Origin of the sequence: Rhodococcus sp. NPDC049939, assembly GCF_040656415.1 — a bacterium.
Lineage (GTDB): Bacteria > Actinomycetota > Actinomycetes > Mycobacteriales > Mycobacteriaceae > Rhodococcus_F.
On sequence record NZ_JBFAMC010000002.1, the window covers coordinates 354295 to 372608 of the forward strand.

Annotated in this window: 11 protein-coding genes; 6 read left to right on the forward strand and 5 right to left on the reverse strand. The window is 63.5% G+C overall.

From position 1 onward, the window contains the following. Positions 1–11: 11 nt before the first annotated feature. Positions 12–773, reverse strand: coding sequence for a decaprenylphospho-beta-D-erythro-pentofuranosid-2-ulose 2-reductase (locus AB0I57_RS10975; RefSeq protein ID WP_358334208.1), 762 nt, complete (start codon positions 771–773; stop codon positions 12–14). Continuing rightward, the gene (locus tag AB0I57_RS10980) at positions 774–2207 is read right to left on the reverse strand and encodes an FAD-binding oxidoreductase (protein WP_358334211.1); all 1434 of its coding nucleotides are present in this window, start codon (positions 2205–2207) and stop codon (positions 774–776) included. A gap of 93 nt (positions 2208–2300) precedes the next feature. Here AB0I57_RS10980 and AB0I57_RS10985 point away from each other — a divergent pair, with 93 nt between their 5' ends. From AB0I57_RS10985 to AB0I57_RS10995, 3 genes are all read left to right on the forward strand, one after another. After that, positions 2301–2777 carry a GtrA family protein gene (locus tag AB0I57_RS10985; protein WP_358334214.1) on the forward strand — a complete coding sequence of 159 codons (477 nt, stop codon included), beginning with the start codon at positions 2301–2303 and terminating at the stop codon, positions 2775–2777. A gap of 98 nt (positions 2778–2875) precedes the next feature. After that, positions 2876–3787 (forward strand): PIN domain-containing protein, encoded by a 912-nt coding sequence (locus AB0I57_RS10990; protein WP_358334218.1) that lies wholly within the window; start codon positions 2876–2878, stop codon positions 3785–3787. 129 nt (positions 3788–3916) lie between these two features. Then, positions 3917–4948 (forward strand): alpha/beta hydrolase, encoded by a 1032-nt coding sequence (locus AB0I57_RS10995; RefSeq protein WP_358334221.1) that lies wholly within the window; start codon positions 3917–3919, stop codon positions 4946–4948. 3 nt (positions 4949–4951) lie between these two features. Here the strand turns inward: AB0I57_RS10995 and AB0I57_RS11000 are convergent, their stop codons facing one another. Beyond that, positions 4952–5986, reverse strand: coding sequence for a trypsin-like peptidase domain-containing protein (locus AB0I57_RS11000; RefSeq protein WP_358334901.1), 1035 nt, complete (start codon positions 5984–5986; stop codon positions 4952–4954). A gap of 255 nt (positions 5987–6241) precedes the next feature. Then, positions 6242–7051 (reverse strand): enoyl-CoA hydratase, encoded by an 810-nt coding sequence (locus tag AB0I57_RS11005; protein ID WP_358334224.1) that lies wholly within the window; start codon positions 7049–7051, stop codon positions 6242–6244. 199 nt (positions 7052–7250) lie between these two features. On the opposite strand from AB0I57_RS11005, the gene AB0I57_RS11010 reads away from it, so the two are divergent. Genes AB0I57_RS11010 through AB0I57_RS11020 form a run of 3 tightly spaced genes read left to right on the forward strand, consistent with a single transcriptional unit; the run spans position 7251 to position 9670 of the window. Continuing rightward, positions 7251–7619, forward strand: a complete 369-nt coding sequence (locus AB0I57_RS11010; RefSeq protein WP_358334227.1) for a hemophore-related protein — start codon at positions 7251–7253, stop codon at positions 7617–7619. A gap of 33 nt (positions 7620–7652) precedes the next feature. Beyond that, positions 7653–8354, forward strand: a complete 702-nt coding sequence (locus tag AB0I57_RS11015; RefSeq protein WP_358334230.1) for a response regulator transcription factor — start codon at positions 7653–7655, stop codon at positions 8352–8354. 8 nt (positions 8355–8362) lie between these two features. Then, the gene (locus AB0I57_RS11020) at positions 8363–9670 is read left to right on the forward strand and encodes a HAMP domain-containing sensor histidine kinase (protein ID WP_358334232.1); all 1308 of its coding nucleotides are present in this window, start codon (positions 8363–8365) and stop codon (positions 9668–9670) included. Between the two features lie 108 nt (positions 9671–9778). Here AB0I57_RS11020 and AB0I57_RS11025 read toward each other — a convergent pair whose 3' ends face one another. Next, positions 9779–18313: an amino acid adenylation domain-containing protein gene (locus AB0I57_RS11025; RefSeq protein WP_358334235.1), complete on the reverse strand. Its 8535-nt coding sequence runs from the start codon at positions 18311–18313 to the stop codon at positions 9779–9781. Position 18314: the final 1 nt, after the last annotated feature.

Consider the following 18314-nt stretch of genomic DNA (forward strand, 5'->3'; position numbering starts at 1 on the left):
AAAGGCGAAGCTTAGATGGGCAGCTTCTTGAATATCGGACGCGGGATGTGTCGCAGGATCATCATCACGTACCGGAAGGCGCCCGGTGCCCAGACGAGATCCTTGCCCTTCTCCGCCGACGAGACCGCGAGTTTGGCCACGTCTTCCTTGTTCACGGTGAGCGGGGCCTCTTTCACGTTCGCGGACATGCGGGTGCGGACCTGGCCGGGACGGATGACCAGCACACGCGGACCGAATTCGCTCAGAGCCTCACCGAGGCCGAGATAGAACCCGTCGAGCCCGGCCTTGGTGGAGCCGTACACGAAGTTCGAGCGACGCACGCGTTCACCGGCGGCGGAGGACATGGCGATGATCTGACCGTAGCCCTGGGCCTTCATCTTCTCGCCCACCAGCACACCCACCGACACCGCGGCGGTGTAGTTGACCTCGGCGATCTGAACCGCCTTGCGCTGGTCCTGCCACAACTCCTCGGCGTCTCCGAGCAGGCCGAACGCGACGATGGCGACGTCGACGTCACCGCCATCCCAAGCCTCGTCGATCACCTTGGGGTGCGCTTCGGTGTCGATGGCATCGAAGTCGATCACGTCGACCGCACTGGCGCCTGCCGCCTTCAGTTGGGTCACGGCATCGTCGCGACCGGGGTCGCCGGGCAGCGCCGCGAGAATCACCCGCATCGGCGCCTTCTTCAGGTACTCCTCACAAATGGCAAGACCGATCTCGGACGTGCCGCCGAGGAGCAGGAGGGTTTGGGGATTACCGACAGCGTTGATCACTTAAAGTTCCAACCTTCTGGACATATCGGACGCGAAGACATTGGTGGGGTCGTACTTGCGGCGAGTGGCGATCCACTCGTCGATCCGCGGATACATGGCGTGGAAGGTCTCGGCGGTGGTCCGCGAGTCCTTGGCTGTGTAGAGACGGCCGCCGAACTCGAGTACGCGCTTGTCGAGTTCGGTGACGAACTCGTTCAGGCCTGGCTTGATGCGGAAGTCGACGCAAATGTTCCAGCCGGCCATCGGGAAGCTCAGCGGGGCTCGATTGCCTTCACCGAACAGTTTGAACACGTTGAGGAACGAGTAGTGCCCCGACCTTTGGATGTCACGGATGATCGCCTTGAACTCGTCGACCTCGGTGGTCGGTACCACGAACTGGTACTGCAGGAATCCGTTGGGCCCGTAGGCGCGGTTCCACTCACCGAACATGTCGAGCGGGTGGTAGAACTGCGTCAAGTTTTGAACCTTGTTGCGATAGTTGCCTGACTTCCGGAACCACAACTCGCCGATCATCGAGAAGTTGAACTTGTTGGCCAGCCCGTTCGGGAAGACGTCCGGGAGCGTCAGCAGCTGCGGCGCATCGAACGCCAGTGGGTTCTTCTGCAGCTTGGGCGGCAACTGATCGAGCTTGGCCAGTGACCCGCGGGAGATCGCGGCCCGTCCCAGCTTCGGCGGTGCGGAAATGGCATCGAACCAGGCGCTCGAGTACTCGTAGTTGGCCTCGCTGCCGTCGCTGTGCAGCGCGATCGTCTCGTCGAGCGTCTGGGTGACGTCCCCGTCGGCGATGAAGTACGCGGTCTCGGTAGGCGTCATCTTGATAGTGGCCTCGAGGATGATGCCGGTCAGGCCCATCCCACCGATCGTCGCCCAGAAGAGCGCACCCTTGGGGTCGCTTCGGCCGCCCTTCGGCGTCAGCTTCCGCACCTTGCCATCGGCGGTGAGCAGGTTCAACGACACGATGTGATTGCCGAAGCTGCCGGCGCTGTGATGGTTCTTGCCGTGGATGTCGGAGGCGATTGCGCCGCCGAGGGTGACCTGGCGGGTGCCAGGCAGAACCGGTACCCACAGGCCGAACGGCAGGGCAGCCTTCATCAACTGGTCCAAGTTGACGCCTGCGTCGGCCCTCACCAGTTGGGTGTCGCGGTCGATGCTGTGGATGTGGTTCAGCGCGTTCATGTCGATGACCAGGCCACCGGCATTCTGCGCCGGGTCGCCGTAGGAGCGGCCGAGACCGCGCGCGATCACCCCTCGCTGCAGGTGAGTGGGCTTCGACTCGTTCCGCTCCGCCACCTGGGCGACCGCTTTCGCGATCACTTCCACATCGGGGGTGGACAGCACTTGCGCCGTGGTGGGGGCGGTGCGTCCCCAGCCGGTGAGGGTGCGGGTCTGTGTGGGTAGCGCCGGCGTCGGCGTCTCTTCTGCTGTCGTGGACATCGAGGTAGAGGTTACCTGTCGGTCAGTATGCGGGCAGTGTCCGTGACGCTCCGGTGCGGTACCGGCGGGTCCTCGGTAGTTAGTCTCGTCGTCGTGTCAGAATCCCAGCCGAGCCGCGACCACGAGCCTCACGCCCCACTTCCCGTCGAAATTCCTGTCACCGAGAACATCGCGGACGCCGCCCTGGACTTGAAGACCCAGGTCGTGCGGTTCGTCGTCACCGGCGGGTTGTCGGCGGTGGTCGACTTCGGTTTGTACTTCGTCCTGGTTCAGGTGGTAGGACTCCCGGTCAACGTCGCCAAGTCGATAAGTTTCATCGCGGGTACCAGCACCGCGTACCTGATAAATCGTCGCTGGACATTCAAGGCCGAACCGAGTCGGGCACGCTTCGTCGCGGTCGTTGTTCTCTATGCGATCACGTTCTCCGTGCAGGTGGGCCTCAACGGGGTGATGTACGAGGCGTTCCCGGACGAGTGGTGGCGTCTGCCGTTGGCGTTCGTGATCGCCCAGGGCACGGCCACGGTCATCAACTTCGTCGTGCAGCGTGCGGTGATCTTCAAAATCCGGTAGATGCGAATCGCCCTAGTTCGGTTTCGGGCCTACTCTCCTTCCCATAACGACCGTGTAAGAGAGGTGGAGCACGTGAGTTTTACGTGCAGAATCAAACGATGCTGATCGTTCTCGACACCTCGGCAGCGGCAAGGAATCCGCGTTTCGAGGCATTTGTACGCAATGCGACCGCCCGGGGCGTGCGCGTAATCGTTCCGCGCTTGGTCCTACTCGAGTTGATCTACCGCTGTGAGCAGGAGTCGGCCGCCATGATCGAAGCACTTTCGGTTCGGGCGAGGATGTACGACAGGCTGGGTCTTCGAGAAGACCTCACCCGGTTCGTGGAAGCCGCGCGGGAGAAGGCAGCAGGGTACGCCGAGACGATGGCCGACGAACTGGGTGAGCTCGGTGTAGACATCGTGGAACCGGTGGATTCTTCACATGTAGAGATCGCCCAACGCTCTGTGCAGTGTCGTCGGCCATATCTGGACAAGAAGCGCCACGACGGTTATACGGACACCCTGAACTGGCTCACTGTCCTGAATCTCGCTGACCGGAATCCGGCCGATGAAGTGGTGTGGGTCAGCGACAATCCCCGAGTCTTCGGTAGCGGGGAGCCTGCGAAGTTGCACGACGAGTTGTGGGCAGAGTTGCAAGAGCGAGGCCTCGAAGGCCGTGTGGAGTGGGTTGGCGACCTCGCCGACGTAGATCTGGCAAAAGTCGACCGTCCATCACGTAGTCAGGCCGTCGAACCGGTCAGCGGAACGCTTGTCGCGCCTGCCGAGCCGGCTCCGGAGCTATTCGTCGCGTCCACGGAGCCTTCCACGTCCCCGGTTGACGAGAAGGTTGCTGCGGTATTGCCACCGACGCCTCCCGTGCAGGTCGAAAAGCCCCGCGTCGGGCCTCAGCGCATCCCCCCTGCGGGCAACGCAGACCGTGGGAGACGCCGTGGGCTCGGCAGAATAATCGGCGGACGAAGGCGAACTGCGACACTGGTGGAAGAACTCGACGAGCTCGACTTCGGACAATAACAATTGTCCCGAACTAGATAACGACTTGGGACACGCCGCCCGATAGTCGCCACGGGAGCCTCCTCGGTACCTAGCGTGGAGGGAACGTACTGATCAACGATGATTGGTACCGGCGAGTAGGGAGCGGGCATGAAAGCTGTGCCGAACGACCGCAAGCCGTCCGTGCCGAGTCGGAAACCGGATATTCAGTACCGTTCGGGAGCCAGACTCGCGGGGCCGAGTGTCGAATCCCAACTTCTCTACAGCGCGTTCAGATGGTTCGTCCGGCCTGTCGCCAAGATTGCCCCGATCAATGATCCGGCCATCCGTGGCGCTGCGTTGCTGGACAAGGCGGCCATGATTCGTCCGGCGCCCGGCATTCGCAGGCAGCGAGTGCGACTGCCCGGATTCAACGCCGAGATCGTGCGCGCGCCAGGTGTTTCAACCGATCTGAGCAATGGCGTCGTCCTATACATTCACGGTGGCGGGTTCGTGTCATGCGGACTGAATACGCATCGACCAGTGGTGGCCACCATCGCCAAGCTGACGGGGCTGCCGGTGATGCATGTGGGATACCGGCAACTTCCCGACACCAACATCAGCGGTTCGGTGGAAGACTGCCTGACGGCGTACAAGTGGCTGCTCGAGAACGGGGCCCGAGCAGAAGGAACGGTGTTCGTCGGCGATTCCGCAGGCGGATTCCTGGTGTTCGCGACGGCGTTGGCGGCCCGCGAGAAGGGCATCGACCTGCCCGCAGGCCTCGTGGGACTCTCACCACTGCTCGATCTGGACTGCGCCGACAAGTTCGAGTACGCCAACGCTTCCCGCGATGTGTTCGCTCATGTGAATGCGATCGCCGCCATCGGGAGGCTCGGCGGTGAGGTGGACGGGGTACTGGACCGCGCGCTTTCCCCGGTGAACGGCGATCTCAAAGGCTTGCCGTCGTCGTTGCTGTTCGCCGCCGAAGGTGAGGTGCTGCGGTGGGATTCGGAGTTGATGGCGGACCGTCTGAGCGCCGCGGGCGTTCCGACTACCCTGCAGATCTGGGAAGGGCAGGTTCATGCCTTCCCGGTGTTTTGGCCGGGACTGCCTGAAAGCCGTGTGGTGCTTCGCCGTATCGCGCGGTTTGTCAGGACGCACATTCGACCGGACCACGAGATCGTTCGGGGCAAGACCGCCTGACCCCTACCGTGGAGGGCCTTCTTCGAGAGTGATCGTCGTCGTGTGTTGCCGTCCAGCTTCGTCGATCCAGTGCACTTCGACCGTGTCGCCGGGATGGTGTGCGATCATGAGTTCGCGGAGATCGTCAGGCGACCGTATCGGAACTCCGGCGAAATCGGTTATGACATCACCGATTTGGATTCCCGCATCGTCGGCGGGGGTGCCAAGGCTTACCCACAGTACCTCCGCGCCTCGGGCGTGATTCGTGACGCTGAGACCGAGTAGTGCAGTGTCACCGATATGCACCGTGGCGGATGTCCTTCCGGCGCGAATCTGGTCGACGATCGTCATGGCGGTCGCGATCGGCACGGCAAACGATCTCGGTTGGGCTGGAGCAGGTTCCGACGGATCCGAGGAGGCATTGCCGGCTGTGTTGACGCCCACGACTGTGGCGGTGACATCGACGAGGGGGCCGCCGGAGTCTCCTGGGCGAACCGGCGCGTCGATCTCGATCATCCCGTCCAGTCGATTCAGCGAACCGTCGGTGGAGCTACGGGCGGTGATCGTCTGCCTGAGATCGGTCACGAAGCCACCGGTGGTCATCGGCATTCCGCCCCCATCTGCGTTGCCTACCGCGATCACGGGGTCCCCGATCCGGACGGTCGAATCCTCGGCGAGCGTTGCGGATGCGAGATCACGCGCGCCTCGGAGTTGGAGTACTGCGATATCACGAGAACTGTCGTAGCCGAGGACATCCGCCACGTACTGCGCACCGGTGCCGAGGCTTACGGCGGTAATGTCGAGCGCGCCGTCGATGACGTGTTGGCTGGTGAGGACGACGCCGTCGGGGGTCAGCACAATTCCCGTGCCCGCGGTTTCGACGAGCCCCGTATCCGCGACGAGGGCGACGACCGTGGGTATCACCCTGGCCTCGATCTCCTCCGGTGTGAGGACGATTTGTGGTTCGGCCGGCGCGGTCGAGTACGGGGCCTGAGCGGTCGGAGGAGAAATGGACTCGTGGACCTGCGGCGAGGACAGCACGAGCGCGCCGATCACCATGGCGGTGACGGCGACGACGGATGTGACACGACTCCCGGTCACGTCCGCCAGCTCAGTCCGGCGGACTCGGTTCCGGCTGTTCCGGCGGGTTTTGCAGCGACAGATGTCGTGTGGACATCTCGGCTGCGTCCCGCTGGAGTAGAGGCTTGGACATTCTAGAAAGATACTCCGGGACCCGACCGAAATTGGGCGAAACTCGTGCGGTGGCGTCGAATTCGCTCATCCGGCGAGCATTCGTCCCATATGTGTCGGGGCCTATCGAGTATCCCGGAACTGGGGCTCGCGCTTGTCCTTCCGCGCAGCGGTGGCCTCCTCGAAGTTGTCGGTGAGCAGTCGCACGAGCAACTGTCCGAGTCCCTCCTGGTTCATATGCGATTCGAGAGAGGCGGCATCGAGCCCGGACCACAGCGTCCGCTTGGTCAATTCGAGCCCCGGCCGTGAGAACCGGGACATACGCTCGGCGAGGTCGAAGCATTCGGACAGGAGATTCTCGCTGGGCACGCAGCGCGACACCAGCCCGATCCGCTCGGCTTCGTCGGCGTCCACGTCCCGCCCGGACAGCATGATTTCGAACGCTCGGGACGAACCGATCGCGCGCGGCAACAGATAGCTCAGGCCCAATTCACTCGACGTGAGGCCGTTGTTGATTCCTGCCGCCCGGAAGTAGGCGTTCTCTGACGCGATTCGGATATCGGAGGCGAGTGCGAGGCACAATCCACCTCCGATGGCTGCACCGTTGACGGCGCTGATCACCGGTTGGTGCATTCGACGTAGTACGAGGACGACGTTGTCGAGCATTTCCATCGCTCGTAGCGCGACAGTCGGGGGAGTCAGGCCATCGATGTGGGGGAGAGTGCCCGCCGACGTTTGATCGGCGCCGGAGCTGAAACCACGCCCGGCGCCGGTCACTACCACCGCGCGGACCGAATTGTCGTTGCTGATCTTCTCCATCGCGTCGCGGAACGGGATCATCACGTCGAATGCCATCGCATTCATGCGTTCGGGACGGTTGAGCGTCACCAGGGCGATGCCAGGACGAGGGTGGTCGACGAGGACGAAGTTCACGGATCGATGTTAGAACACGTTTCAGTTTGTGAAGTCGATTCGAGGGAGAGGGAGTCTCGAAGCGGTACGGGACGGGCCGTGACCTGGGCGGAAAGGCTTTTAAGAATTTTCTCAGACGCGTTTATCGATGGTTGAAGACCTCGCTCCTACGTTCTTGTGTCAGCGGCGAACGTCGCATCAACCGAAAGGGAGTGCACACATGAGAAGCTCGAACAGGAACTTTCGAAAGGTTGCGGTCGTGGCGATGGGTATAGCCGCCACTGGAGTGCTGTCGGTTCCGTTGGCACAGGCTGCCCCCTCGGACCGGGCGGACAAGCCGGCGTGTACGGCCGAGCAGATCGAGGCGGCCCGTGCCGAAACCTCGTCGAAGATGGCTGCCCTCCTCGAGGCTCATCCGGAGCTCAAGGACAAGGCTGCAGAGATGAAGGCTTTGCCAAAGGAGGAGCGTAAGGCGCTGGCCGAGGCGAGCATGAGCGAGAACCCGGAATTGGCCGCTGCGATCAAAGATGCCCGGTCGGCCAAATTCGAACTCCGCCAAGAGTGCAGTGCGCCCAGAGCCGGTAAGTGATTTGCCGGGTGATGCAGGGCAAGATCGTCGGGTATGAGCACTGACCCGAAGGTTTTGATGGTCGACGACGACCCCGACGTCCGGCATTCGGTCGCTAGAGGCCTACGGATGTCGGGGTTCGCCGTCACGACGGCGGTCGACGGAAGTGACGCCCTTCGAAAGATCAGCACCGACGCCCCCGACGCTCTGGTTCTCGACATCCAGATGCCAGGTCTCGACGGTGTGGCGGTGGTGACGGCGTTGCGCGCAATGGGCAACGAGGTGCCGATCTGCGTGCTCAGCGCGCTCGACACCGTGAACGACCGGGTGGCAGGGTTGGAGGCTGGAGCAGACGACTACCTGATCAAACCGTTCGACATCACCGAACTGGTGGCACGTCTGCGTGCCCTGCTTCGCCGGACCGCATCCTCCGAGCCGACGGGTGGCGGAGCCCGTGTTGTCGGACCGCTGCAGATCGACCTGGCGCGACGGCTCGTGTTCATGGATGGCAAGAGGGTCGATTTGACCAAACGCGAGTTCGAGCTCCTGGCGACCTTGAGTGCGGACGCGGGAGTCGTCTTCTCCCGCGAACGGCTGATGGAGTTGGTCTGGGGATATGACTTCGCTGCTGACACCAATGTCGTCGACGTGTTCATCAGCTACCTGCGTAGGAAACTCGAGGCCGGTGGCGCGGATCGTCTGGTGCAGACGGTCCGCGGTGTCGGATTCGTACTCCGTGAGCAGTCGCCGCGATGAAGACCCGTATGCGATCGTTGTCCTTTCGGGCCCGGGTGACCTGGGCGGCCGCCCTGGCGGCCGCACTGGTGGTCCTTGTGGTGGCAGCGCTGACCGCGATCACGATGGTGGGCAACGAATATCGGCAACGGGATCGCCGCGTGGACGCTGTGGCGGAAGCGCTTGGAGGCAATAACAATCTGACCGCGCGTGGGCGGGGCTATGTGTCGACGCTGAGGTTGGACGGCACAGTCCTCAGATCGACACCGGTCACGCTTCCCCCGGCCGCGGAAGGGCTGTCGACCCAGGTCGTGGACGGGGTGAGCTATCGGGTTCGCACGCGCGAACTGAACAGGCCGGAGGGTGCCCTCCTGTCAGTGGGAATCCCTGAACCTCCCACTCGGGACGTGATAGGTCGGCTGGTTCCACGTCTTGTCCTCTCGGGCGTGCTCGCGGTGATTCTGGCAGCACTGCTGGGATGGTTGTTCGCCGGCCGCGCGGTGCGCCCGCTGCGTGAACTGATCACCCAGACGCGCACTCTCACGGCGGAGGGCCAGCACACACCGCCGCAGGTGAGCGGAGCTGCCGAGGCCGAAGAACTCGCCGAAGCGATCACCGACATGTGGAGCCGGATGAACTCCGCGCAGGAGAGCACCCGGATAGCTTTGGATTCGGCGCGCGGGTTCGCTGCATCCGCAGCTCACGAACTTCGCACACCGCTCACAGCCATGCGCGCGGATCTCGATATCGTGCGCACCCATCCTCTTTCGAAACCAGAACTCGACGAGATCGTAGGAGATCTCATCCGCACTCAACGTCGAGTGGAGTCGACTTTGACCGCTCTCGGTCAACTCGCCGCCGGCGACTTGATGCGACCCGAGGACCGCGTGCGGTTCGACGTCATCGAGTTGTTCGACCGGGTGGCGCAGGAATGTTCGCGGACGCACCCCGAAGTTCGAATCACGGTCCGGGGCGATCGTGCGGTGCTGATGACGGGATGGCCCGACGGTATCCGCCTCGCGGCAGACAACCTGCTGCGCAACGCGATCGCACATGGTGGTGCGACGGAGATCGAGTTGTCCGCCGTGGCGATCGAAACCCCTGATCGCCGACCTTCGCTCGCCTTGCGAGTCGATGACAACGGCGTCGGGCTACCTGTCGAGGAGCGGGAACGGGTTCTGCGTCGTTTCGAGCGGGGCAGTGCCGCTCGCGTAGCGGGGTCGGGTCTCGGGTTGGCGCTCGTCTCTCAGCAAGCCGCACTTCACAACGGCGACGTCGTGCTGTCGGACAGTCGCCTCGGTGGGCTGTGCGTCACACTGACCGTCGACGCTTCTTGACACAGCGGTACCAGTGATCCACACATCGTGGACCACGGACGGTGGCAACCGGGAGAACTCGAATCTTAGGGTCGGCAACGCTCTCAGTTCAGTTGCGCTGTAGCGAGATCAATCTTCGGTATGAGCGTCATCCAGTATGCTGCAAGCTTCTCTCATGACCTCAGGGGAGTCCATGTCATAGTGCTGTCCGGCTACCGTTCGCTCGATGATTCTTCCCTTCACGAATGCGGCCCATCGTGGGCCCAGTGGTGTGCTCGGTGTCCCGTCGAGGTTGGTGTCGGCACGGATGATGAGGAGATCTCCGGTATGGACGGACGGGTTGTACTCGTGTAGCAGTCTGGTGTTGTTGACCAGAATGTGTTGCGTAGATTCCTCGAGAGCCGAGAATTCCGGAGAGTTGGATACGTCCCCATATCTGGCTGCCGCTACCGAGCGGAGTTCGTTCCGGATTGACGCCGCTTCTGCCAGTGCTTGCCCCTCTGGTTCGTGTTCGGAAGGAATGCTCGGTTCACTGTCCATCACGATCAGCCGGCTCACCGAGCGTCCCCGTGCGCGAAGTTCGACCGCCATGGCATGGGCGACCACTCCACCGAACGACCAACCGAGCAGTTCGATCGGATCGCGAGGTGACTGGGCAACGACTTGGTCGACGTAGTCGTTCACCATTTCCGTGATCGAGTGTGCAAGCGGTGCGGCGCCGTCGAGTCCTCGAGCCTGGAGAGCGTAGATCGGTTGGTCCGGAAGATGCTGGGCGAGAGTCAGGTAGCACCAGGCAACCCCAGAGCCTGGATGGATGCAGAAGAGGGGTGGCTTGGAGCCGGACGGACTGATCGTGAGCAGGGGCGCGAGGGGGTCGGATGATTCGATCGTGAAGTCTGCGTGCAACAGCGGGGCGAGTTTGGCGATGGTGGGTGCGTCGAACAGAGTTCGAATGGGTAGTTCGACACCGAGGGTGGCCCGGATCCGGGCCATGAGACGGGTGGTCAGGAGCGAGTGGCCGCCGAGGTCGAAGAAGGAGTCGTCGATCCCGACCTGGAGGACACCGAGTACGTCGGCGAACAGGGCGGCCAGCGTGCGTTCGTCGTCGGTCCGGGGGGCGCGGTAGCGGCCGGTGGTGTAGTCGGGGGCGGGCATGGCGGCGCGGTCGAGTTTGCCGTTGGCGGTCAGGGGGAGTTGGTCGAGGACCACGATCGCGGCCGGGACCATGTAGTTCGGCAGTGCGTCACCGATATACGTCCGAAGTAGGTGGGCAGCTTCGGAGTCCCGGTCCATGACCGTGTCCTGGTCGAGGTTCAGAGATATCTGGGGGTCGAGGACGACGTATCCGACGAGTTGGGTGTCGGTGCCGTTGGTGCCGGTGGCGTCGTCGGTGGCGGTGCTGGTGGGGCGGGCGATCACCGCGGCCTGGGTGACGGCGGGGTGGGAGGCCAAGGCGGCCTCGACTTCGCCGGGTTCGACCCGGAATCCGCGGATCTTGACCTGCTCGTCGGCCCGCCCGGCGAATTCGATCACCCCTGCGGTTGTCCACCGCACCAGGTCGCCGGTGCGGTAGAGGCGGGTGCCTGTGCCGTACGGGTTGGCCACAAACCTTTCCGCGGTCAACCCGGGTCGCCGCCGGTAGCCGCGGGCGAGTTGGGTGCCTGCGATGTACAACTCGCCGATCACCCCGACCGGGACCGGGTGTAGTCCGGCATCGAGGACGTACACCTGCACATTGGTGATCGGTGTCCCGATCGGCACACCCGTTGACCCGGGAGCGAACTTGCCCGGCTCGATAATGTGGCGGGTTGCGTAGACGGTGGTTTCGGTGGGGCCGTACCCGTTGGTCACGCGGACGCCGGGTATCAGGGTGTACATCCTTTCGGCCAGCCGGCTCGGCAACTCCTCACCCGCACACACGACAGTGTCCGGTGTCGGGGGTATGGGGGCCTGTTCGAGGACTTCGGCCAGGACCGAGGGAACAGCGCTGATCACTCCACTTTGCACACGGTTACCGTCTTCGGCGAGGACCAGCAGGCTCCGGACCAACTCGACGCTGCTGCCTGCGCACAACGGGGCGAAGATCTCGAAGACCGACACATCAAATGCCACCGAGGTGCTGGCCAGGACCCGAAGCGGGTCCTCGGTCCCCACGAACGCGGGTTGTTGTACCAGGAGGTTGGTGAGGTTGTGGTGGGTGACGGCAACGCCTTTGGGGATTCCGGTGGATCCGGAGGTGTAGATCAGGTAGGCGAGGTTGTCCGGGTGTAGGGGTGTGGTGCGGTCGGCGTCGGTGGGGTCGATGTTGTGGTCATCGGTGTCATCGAGGTCGGTGGTGTCGGTGTACATGCGGGGTAGGTCGCTGGGGGGCAGTGTGGTGTCGATTTCGGTGTCGGTGAGCAGGAGTTCGGGGCGGGCGTCGGCGAGGATGAATCCGGTGCGGGCGCTGGGGTAGTTGGGGTCGATGGGTAGGTACGCGGCTCCGGTTTTGATCACGGCGAGCAGGGCGATGATCAGGTCCGCGGTTCTGGGTAGCGCGACGGCGACGATCTGGTCGGGGCCGATGCCGGTGTGGATCAGGTGCCAGGCCCACCGGTTGGCGGTGGCGTTCAGTTGGGCGTATGTCAGGGGTTGGTCGCCGTAGACGAGGGCGACCTGGTCCGGGTGTTGGTGGGCTTGGTGTTCGAAGAGGGCGGGCACCGTCGATCCGTATATCGGCGTGTCGGTACCGGTGAGTGTGTTGTTCCATTCGTGGAAGAGTTTGTGGCGTTCGTGTGGGTCGAGGAGGTCGATGTCCGCCAGGCGCAGGTGAGGGTTGGTGGTGATGGTGTCGAGTAGTCGCAGGAAACGGTCGGCGAGGGTCCGCACCGTCGGTGGGTCGAACAGGTCGGTGGCGTACTCGATCTCCCCGGGGATGTCCTGGGGAGTTGCGGTGGTGGGTCCGGGGTCGAGGAGGTTGAAGAACAGGTCGAATCTCGCGGTACCGGTCGGCACGGTTTCGGCGGTGGCGTGCAGGTCGGGGAAGTCGAGGTCGGGCAGGGTGTTGTTCTGCCAGGCGATCGCGACCTGGAACAGAGGGTTGTGGGTGGTCGAGCGGATGGGGTTGAGCAGTTCGACCAGTCGTTCGAAGGGGGCGTCCTGGTGGGTGTAGGCGGTCAGGGCTTTGGCGCGGACCTGTTCGAGGACCTGTTCGAAGCGGGGGTTGTGGGTCAGGTCGACCCGCAGGACCCAGGTGTTGACGAAGAAGCCGATCAGGTCGGTCAGGGCGGTGTCGGTGCGGCCGGCGATCGGGCCGCCGATGCTCACATCGGTGCCTGCGCCGTGTTTGTGCAGCAACACCGCCAGCGCCGATTGCAGCAGCATCGACATCGTCACCTGGTGATCGCGGGCGTGTTGGTCGAGTCGGCGGTGTAGCGCTGCGGGGATGGTGAAGTCGATGGTCCCGCCCCGGTAGGTGGCGATCTTGGGACGGGGCCGGTCGGTGGGCAGCGGGAGTAGTTCCGGTGCGCCGGCCAGTTCGTCTTGCCAGTACCGGAATTGGGCGGACAGCAGGCTGTCAGGGTCGGTGTCGGTGCCGAGGAGGTGGTGTTGCCAGAGGGTGTAGTCCGCGTACTGAACCGGTAGTGGTACCCAGTGTGGTGCGGTGCCGTCCCGGCGTGCGGTGTAGGCGTGGACCAGGTCGCGAGCCAGCGGTGCCAGCGACCAGCCATCCGCGGCAATGTGGTGGAGCACCAGCACCAGCACATGCTCGCCCGGGCCGAGGCGCAACAGTGTCGCCTCGACCGGGATGTCAGTGGACAGGTTGAACCGGTGGCGGGCGGTGTGGGCGATCGCGGAGGCCACTGCGTCTTCGCCTGCGCCGGTGAGGTCGGTGACCGGGACCGAGACCTTGGCGGTGATCTGGTCGGTGGGCAGAGGGTGTTGGAACGGTTGGCCTTCGGTGTCGGTGAAAAGGGTGCGCAGGCTTTCGTGGCGGGCGATCACGTCACCGATCGCGGCGATCAGCGCGTCGATATTCAGTGGGCCACGCAGACGCAGGGTGATGGGGATGTTGTAGGTAGCCGAGGGGCCCTCGAACTGGTGCAGGAACCACAGTCGTTGCTGAGCATAGGACAACGGGATCCGGTCCGGGCGTTCGGCCGGAACCAGTGGTGGCCGGGTCGGGGCGTTCTGGTGCAGCAGGGGGGCCAGGGCGTTGATGGTGGGGTTGTCGAAAAGGGTGCGGATGGGCAGTTCGGCCCCGACTTCGGTGCGGATCCGGCTGATGAGGCGTGTCGCAAGCAGGGAGTGGCCGCCGAGGTCGAAGAAGGAGTCGTCGATCCCGACCCGGGGGACACCGAGGACCTCGGCGAACAACCCGGCCAGGGTTTCTTCGTCCCCGGTGCGGGGAGCCCGGTAACTGCCGGTGGTGTACTCGGGGGCCGGGAGGGCGCTGCGGTCGAGTTTCCCGTTGGCGGTCAGCGGCAAGGCATCGAGGACCACGATCGCCGCGGGGACCATGTACTCGGGAAGTTTGCTCGAGATGTACTCGCGTAGTTGCGGGATCTTCTGGGCGCCGGCGGGGTCGTTGACGTACCGGGACAGCGGCCCGATCGGCCCGTCAGGCAGATACAGGTCGGTCAGGGGCGTGCGGTGTCCGGTGAGGGCGAGGAAGACTGCGTCGATGTGTCCGGGTGTGGCCGAGTAGGTCACGGCGGCGGTGTAGCCGGTGTTCTCGGCGAGCCGGTGGCAGTCCTCAGGGGTCAATGCGGGCGGGGTGGTGTCGTCGCCGACATCGCCAAGGTGGTCGAGGAGGTCGGTGAGGGGGGTGTCGGGGGAGGTATGGGAGGCGTCCTGGTAGGCGGTGACCTCGTCGATTACCCCGGCATGCGGTATCTCCGTGACGCGCAGGGCGGCCGGTCGCTGCTGTTCGAGCAGAGACCGTAACCGGATGGGACCGAACAAGTTCTGCCAGTGCCGGGTAGGGATTGAGTGCATCGACCGTGCCCGGGTGGGGGTCTTGTGCAGGACCACGTCGTAACGGTGCCGGGTCATTTCGGTGTCAGGGTGCCCGCGTTCGAGTTGGATGTCGACGCCGCTGATATCGGGGTGGTCTTCGGCGAGGGCGAGGAAGAATTCCGGTGCCAGAAGCAGTTCTTGTTCGGCGGCGACCTCGCGCCGGATCCGGTCGAGGAGGGCGCCGGTGGTGCCGGATGTGTGTTGGTGCAGGTGGATACCCGTGACGAAGTCCTCGAGTGTGGCCAGGTTGCGGATGTCGCCGATGAACAGTGCCCCACCAGGTGTCAGTAACCGCATCGCCTGGGTGAGTACGTCGATCAGGTAGGCGGCATTGGGGAAGTACTGGATCACCGAGTTGATCACGATGGTGTCGAATGTGCCGGCCGGGAGGGTGTCGGTCTCGTCGGCGGACAGGGCGTACAAGTGCACCCGGTCGACCCAGGGGGCGTGGTGTGTGGTCAACCGAGCGTGCAGATGAGCGATAGTGGACTCGGAAAAGTCTGTTCCCCAGTAGGATTCGCAGTCTGGTGCAAGGTGGGAGAGCAGCAGACCCGATCCGACGCCGATCTCGAGGATGCGGGTTGGCGACAGTTCCCGGATCCGGGCCACCCTCGCCCAGCGCCACCGCCGCATCTGGTCGACGGGGATGGGCAGGCCGGTGTAGCTGTTGCTCCAGCCACGGAAGTCGTCCCCGAAACCGGTGCCGACAACCAGGTCATTGGAATGTTCATCGGGGTGGCCCGAATAGAGGTCTTCGGATACGTGGTGCCAATGGGTGATGAGTTCGGATTCGCTGTCCTGGTCGTGGGTCAGGGATACCTGGGGGTCGAGGACGACGTATCCGACGAGTTGGAAGTCGGTGCCGAGGGTGTCGGGTTCGTCGCCGGTGGCCGGGTGGTGGTCGGAGGCGGTTTTGGTGGGGCGGGCGATCACCGCGGCCTGGGTGACGGCGGGGTGGGAGGCCAAGGCGGCCTCGACTTCGCCGGGTTCGACTCGGAATCCGCGGATCTTGACCTGCTTGTCGGCCCGCCCGGCGAATTCGATCACCCCTGCGGTTGTCCACCGCACCAGGTCGCCGGTGCGGTAGAGGCGGGTGCCTGTGCCGTATGGGTTGGCCACGAATCTTTCCGCGGTCAATCCGGGCCGTCGGCGGTAGCCGCGGGCGAGTTGGGTGCCTGCGATGTACAACTCGCCGATCACCCCGACCGGGACCGGGTGTAGTCCGGCATCGAGGGCGAACACCTGCACGTTGGTGTTCGGTGTCCCGATCGGTACACCCACCCCGGTGGTGTGCGCGGAGACGTCGTTGGGCGCGGAAGGGGCGGGGAGGCTGTAGGTGGTGGCGCATACCGTGGTTTCGGTCGGCCCGTACGCGTTGATCAACGCCACGTCCGGGTAGTGCTGGGCGAAGCGTGCGGCGACGTCGGCTCGCAATACCTCTCCGGCGGTGACGATGCGCGTGAGGTGGGTGCCGAGGCGTTCGGTCATGTCCCCGGTGTCCTCGCCGGTGTTCTCTATTAGGACATTGAGCAGGGCGGTGGTGACGAAGAGGGTATCGACGTGCTCGGTGGCCACCACCTCGCTGAGGGTGGTCGGGTCGAATCGGCCCTCCGGGGCAATCACCACTTCGGTGTCGCTGAGTAGTGCGGACCAGATCTCGTATACGGAGGCGTCGAACGCGATCGACGAGTGCAGCATCAGCCGGGTGCCGGGTCCCTCCGGCCAACCGTAATATGCCAGGTTGGTGAGGTTGTGGTGGGTGACGGCAACGCCTTTGGGGATTCCGGTGGATCCGGAGGTGTAGATCAGGTAGGCGAGGTTGTCCGGGTGTAGGGGTGTGGTGCGGTCGGCGTCGGTGGGGTCGATGTTGTGGTCATCGGTGTCATCGAGGTCGGTGGTGTCGGTGTACATGCGGGGCAGGTCGCTGGGGGGCAGTGTGGTGTCGGTTTCGGTGTCGGTGAGCAGGAGTTCGGGGCGGGCGTCGGCGAGGATGAATCCGGTGCGGGCGCTGGGGTAGTTGGGGTCGATGGGTAGGTACGCGGCTCCGGTTTTGATCACGGCGAGCAGGGCGATGATCAGGTCCGCGGTTCTGGGTAGCGCGACGGCGACGATCTGGTCGGGGCCGATGCCGGTGTGGATCAGGTGCCAGGCCCACCGGTTGGCGGTGGCGTTCAGTTGGGCGTATGTCAGGGGTTGGTCGCCGTAGACGAGGGCGACCTGGTCCGGGTGTTGGTGGGCTTGGTGTTCGAAGAGGGCGGGCACCGTCGACCCAAGTATCGGCGCGTCGATGGTGGAGTGGTGGGCTCCGGCGTGGATGTTGTTCCATTCGTGGAAGAGTTGGTGGCGCTCGTGCTCGTCGAGGAGGTCGAGGACGGTGAGCCGCTCAACCCCGTCCATGGCCACAACGCGTACCAAGCCCTCGAGGCGTTCGAGAAGTTTCGCGACATCCGCGTCGGTGTACCGTTCGGCGTCCGCCTCGATCTCCACACCGATGCACTGATCACGTTCACCGCAAGTGAAAATGATGGAAAGATCGCGCACTGACCCGAAATGGACCAGACGATAGGAAGCATCGGCTTCGCCGACCCTCAGATCCGCATTGAATGTAATCACGTCGAGGGACAGCCCGAAGAGCGGCGCGGAATAGTTTGTGTTCTCACCGCTTCGCATCCATTCCATGCGAAATCTCTGGTGCGGCAGGGCGATCTTCAACGCATCTGAGACGGCGGCCACCACATCTCCGAAACGCTCGAAGTTACCGTTGTCGACGGAGATCGGGATCACGTTGGATGTCATGGTTGGCGCGCGAAGGGAGTCGGGGTGTGGTCGACCCGTTACCGGAAGGCCGAAGGGGATTGCCGCACTCCCAGACATGCGTTGACCGAACAGATAGCCAAAAGCGATCAGGGTGGAGGCGAGAGAAAACCCCACCCGGTCGCTCAGATTATGAACGGCCGAGGACATGGAAGCGGAAAAGTCTGTACGTCCATGTGTTACTGCATTGGCGACGGTGGGCCACTGTCCCGATAGTGTCACGGGTGCTGGGAGACTACGCGTCCTGGTCTCCCAGAATTCTCGGTCCCGGGCAATCTCGTCGGATCGTTCGTATTCGGAGTCCAACTCCGCTATCCGCTCGAGCGGAACGAACCATTCGGGCGGATGGGGAACGGAGTCGGTGAACGAGTTGTACAGTTCGGCTATTCTCGAAAAAACCAACGACGCGCCGAATCCATCCAATGCGATCTGGTGAAACGATACGAATAGTAACGTGCATTCACGACTTATCGTGATGAGGTCGAAATTCACAGCGAAATCGTCGGCCAGAAAACTGTGCCGATTCAGCCTGTGCACCATCCACGCTTCGGCGGCTTGAAACGGATCCGCTTCCATGGACAGATCGACATACTCGATACCTAATTTCCGTGTGTCGTGAATGATCTGGTCAATCGAATTGAGCCCGGTCCGAAAACTGGACCGCAAAGCCTCGGACTCCGTGACAACTTGACCTATTGAGGCTGTAAGTTTCTCTCGATCGATGAGCGACCGTATTTCAACGTATTCTCCGATGTTGAAGTTCGTCGATTCGGGATCAAAAAGCTCCGAAAACCAGATGCCGAGTTGGGCGCTCGTCAGTTGCAGAGTACGAAAGCCGCCGGTCGCCGTCATT

Bases quoted from the DNA above. Each gene is read 5' to 3' on its own strand.
- AB0I57_RS10980 (WP_358334211.1), bottom strand. From the start codon at position 2,207: ATGTCCACGACAGCAGAAGAGACGCCGACGCCGGCGCTACCCACACAG.
- AB0I57_RS10990 (WP_358334218.1), top strand. From the start codon at position 2,876: ATGCTGATCGTTCTCGACACCTCGGCAGCGGCAAGGAATCCGCGTTTC.
- AB0I57_RS10995 (WP_358334221.1), top strand. From the start codon at position 3,917: ATGAAAGCTGTGCCGAACGACCGCAAGCCGTCCGTGCCGAGTCGGAAA.
- AB0I57_RS11000 (WP_358334901.1), bottom strand. From the start codon at position 5,986: ATGGTGATCGGCGCGCTCGTGCTGTCCTCGCCGCAGGTCCACGAGTCC.
- AB0I57_RS11010 (WP_358334227.1), top strand. From the start codon at position 7,251: ATGAGAAGCTCGAACAGGAACTTTCGAAAGGTTGCGGTCGTGGCGATG.
- AB0I57_RS11015 (WP_358334230.1), top strand. From the start codon at position 7,653: ATGAGCACTGACCCGAAGGTTTTGATGGTCGACGACGACCCCGACGTC.
- AB0I57_RS11020 (WP_358334232.1), top strand. From the start codon at position 8,363: ATGCGATCGTTGTCCTTTCGGGCCCGGGTGACCTGGGCGGCCGCCCTG.
- AB0I57_RS11025 (WP_358334235.1), bottom strand. From the start codon at position 18,313: ATGACGGCGACCGGCGGCTTTCGTACTCTGCAACTGACGAGCGCCCAA.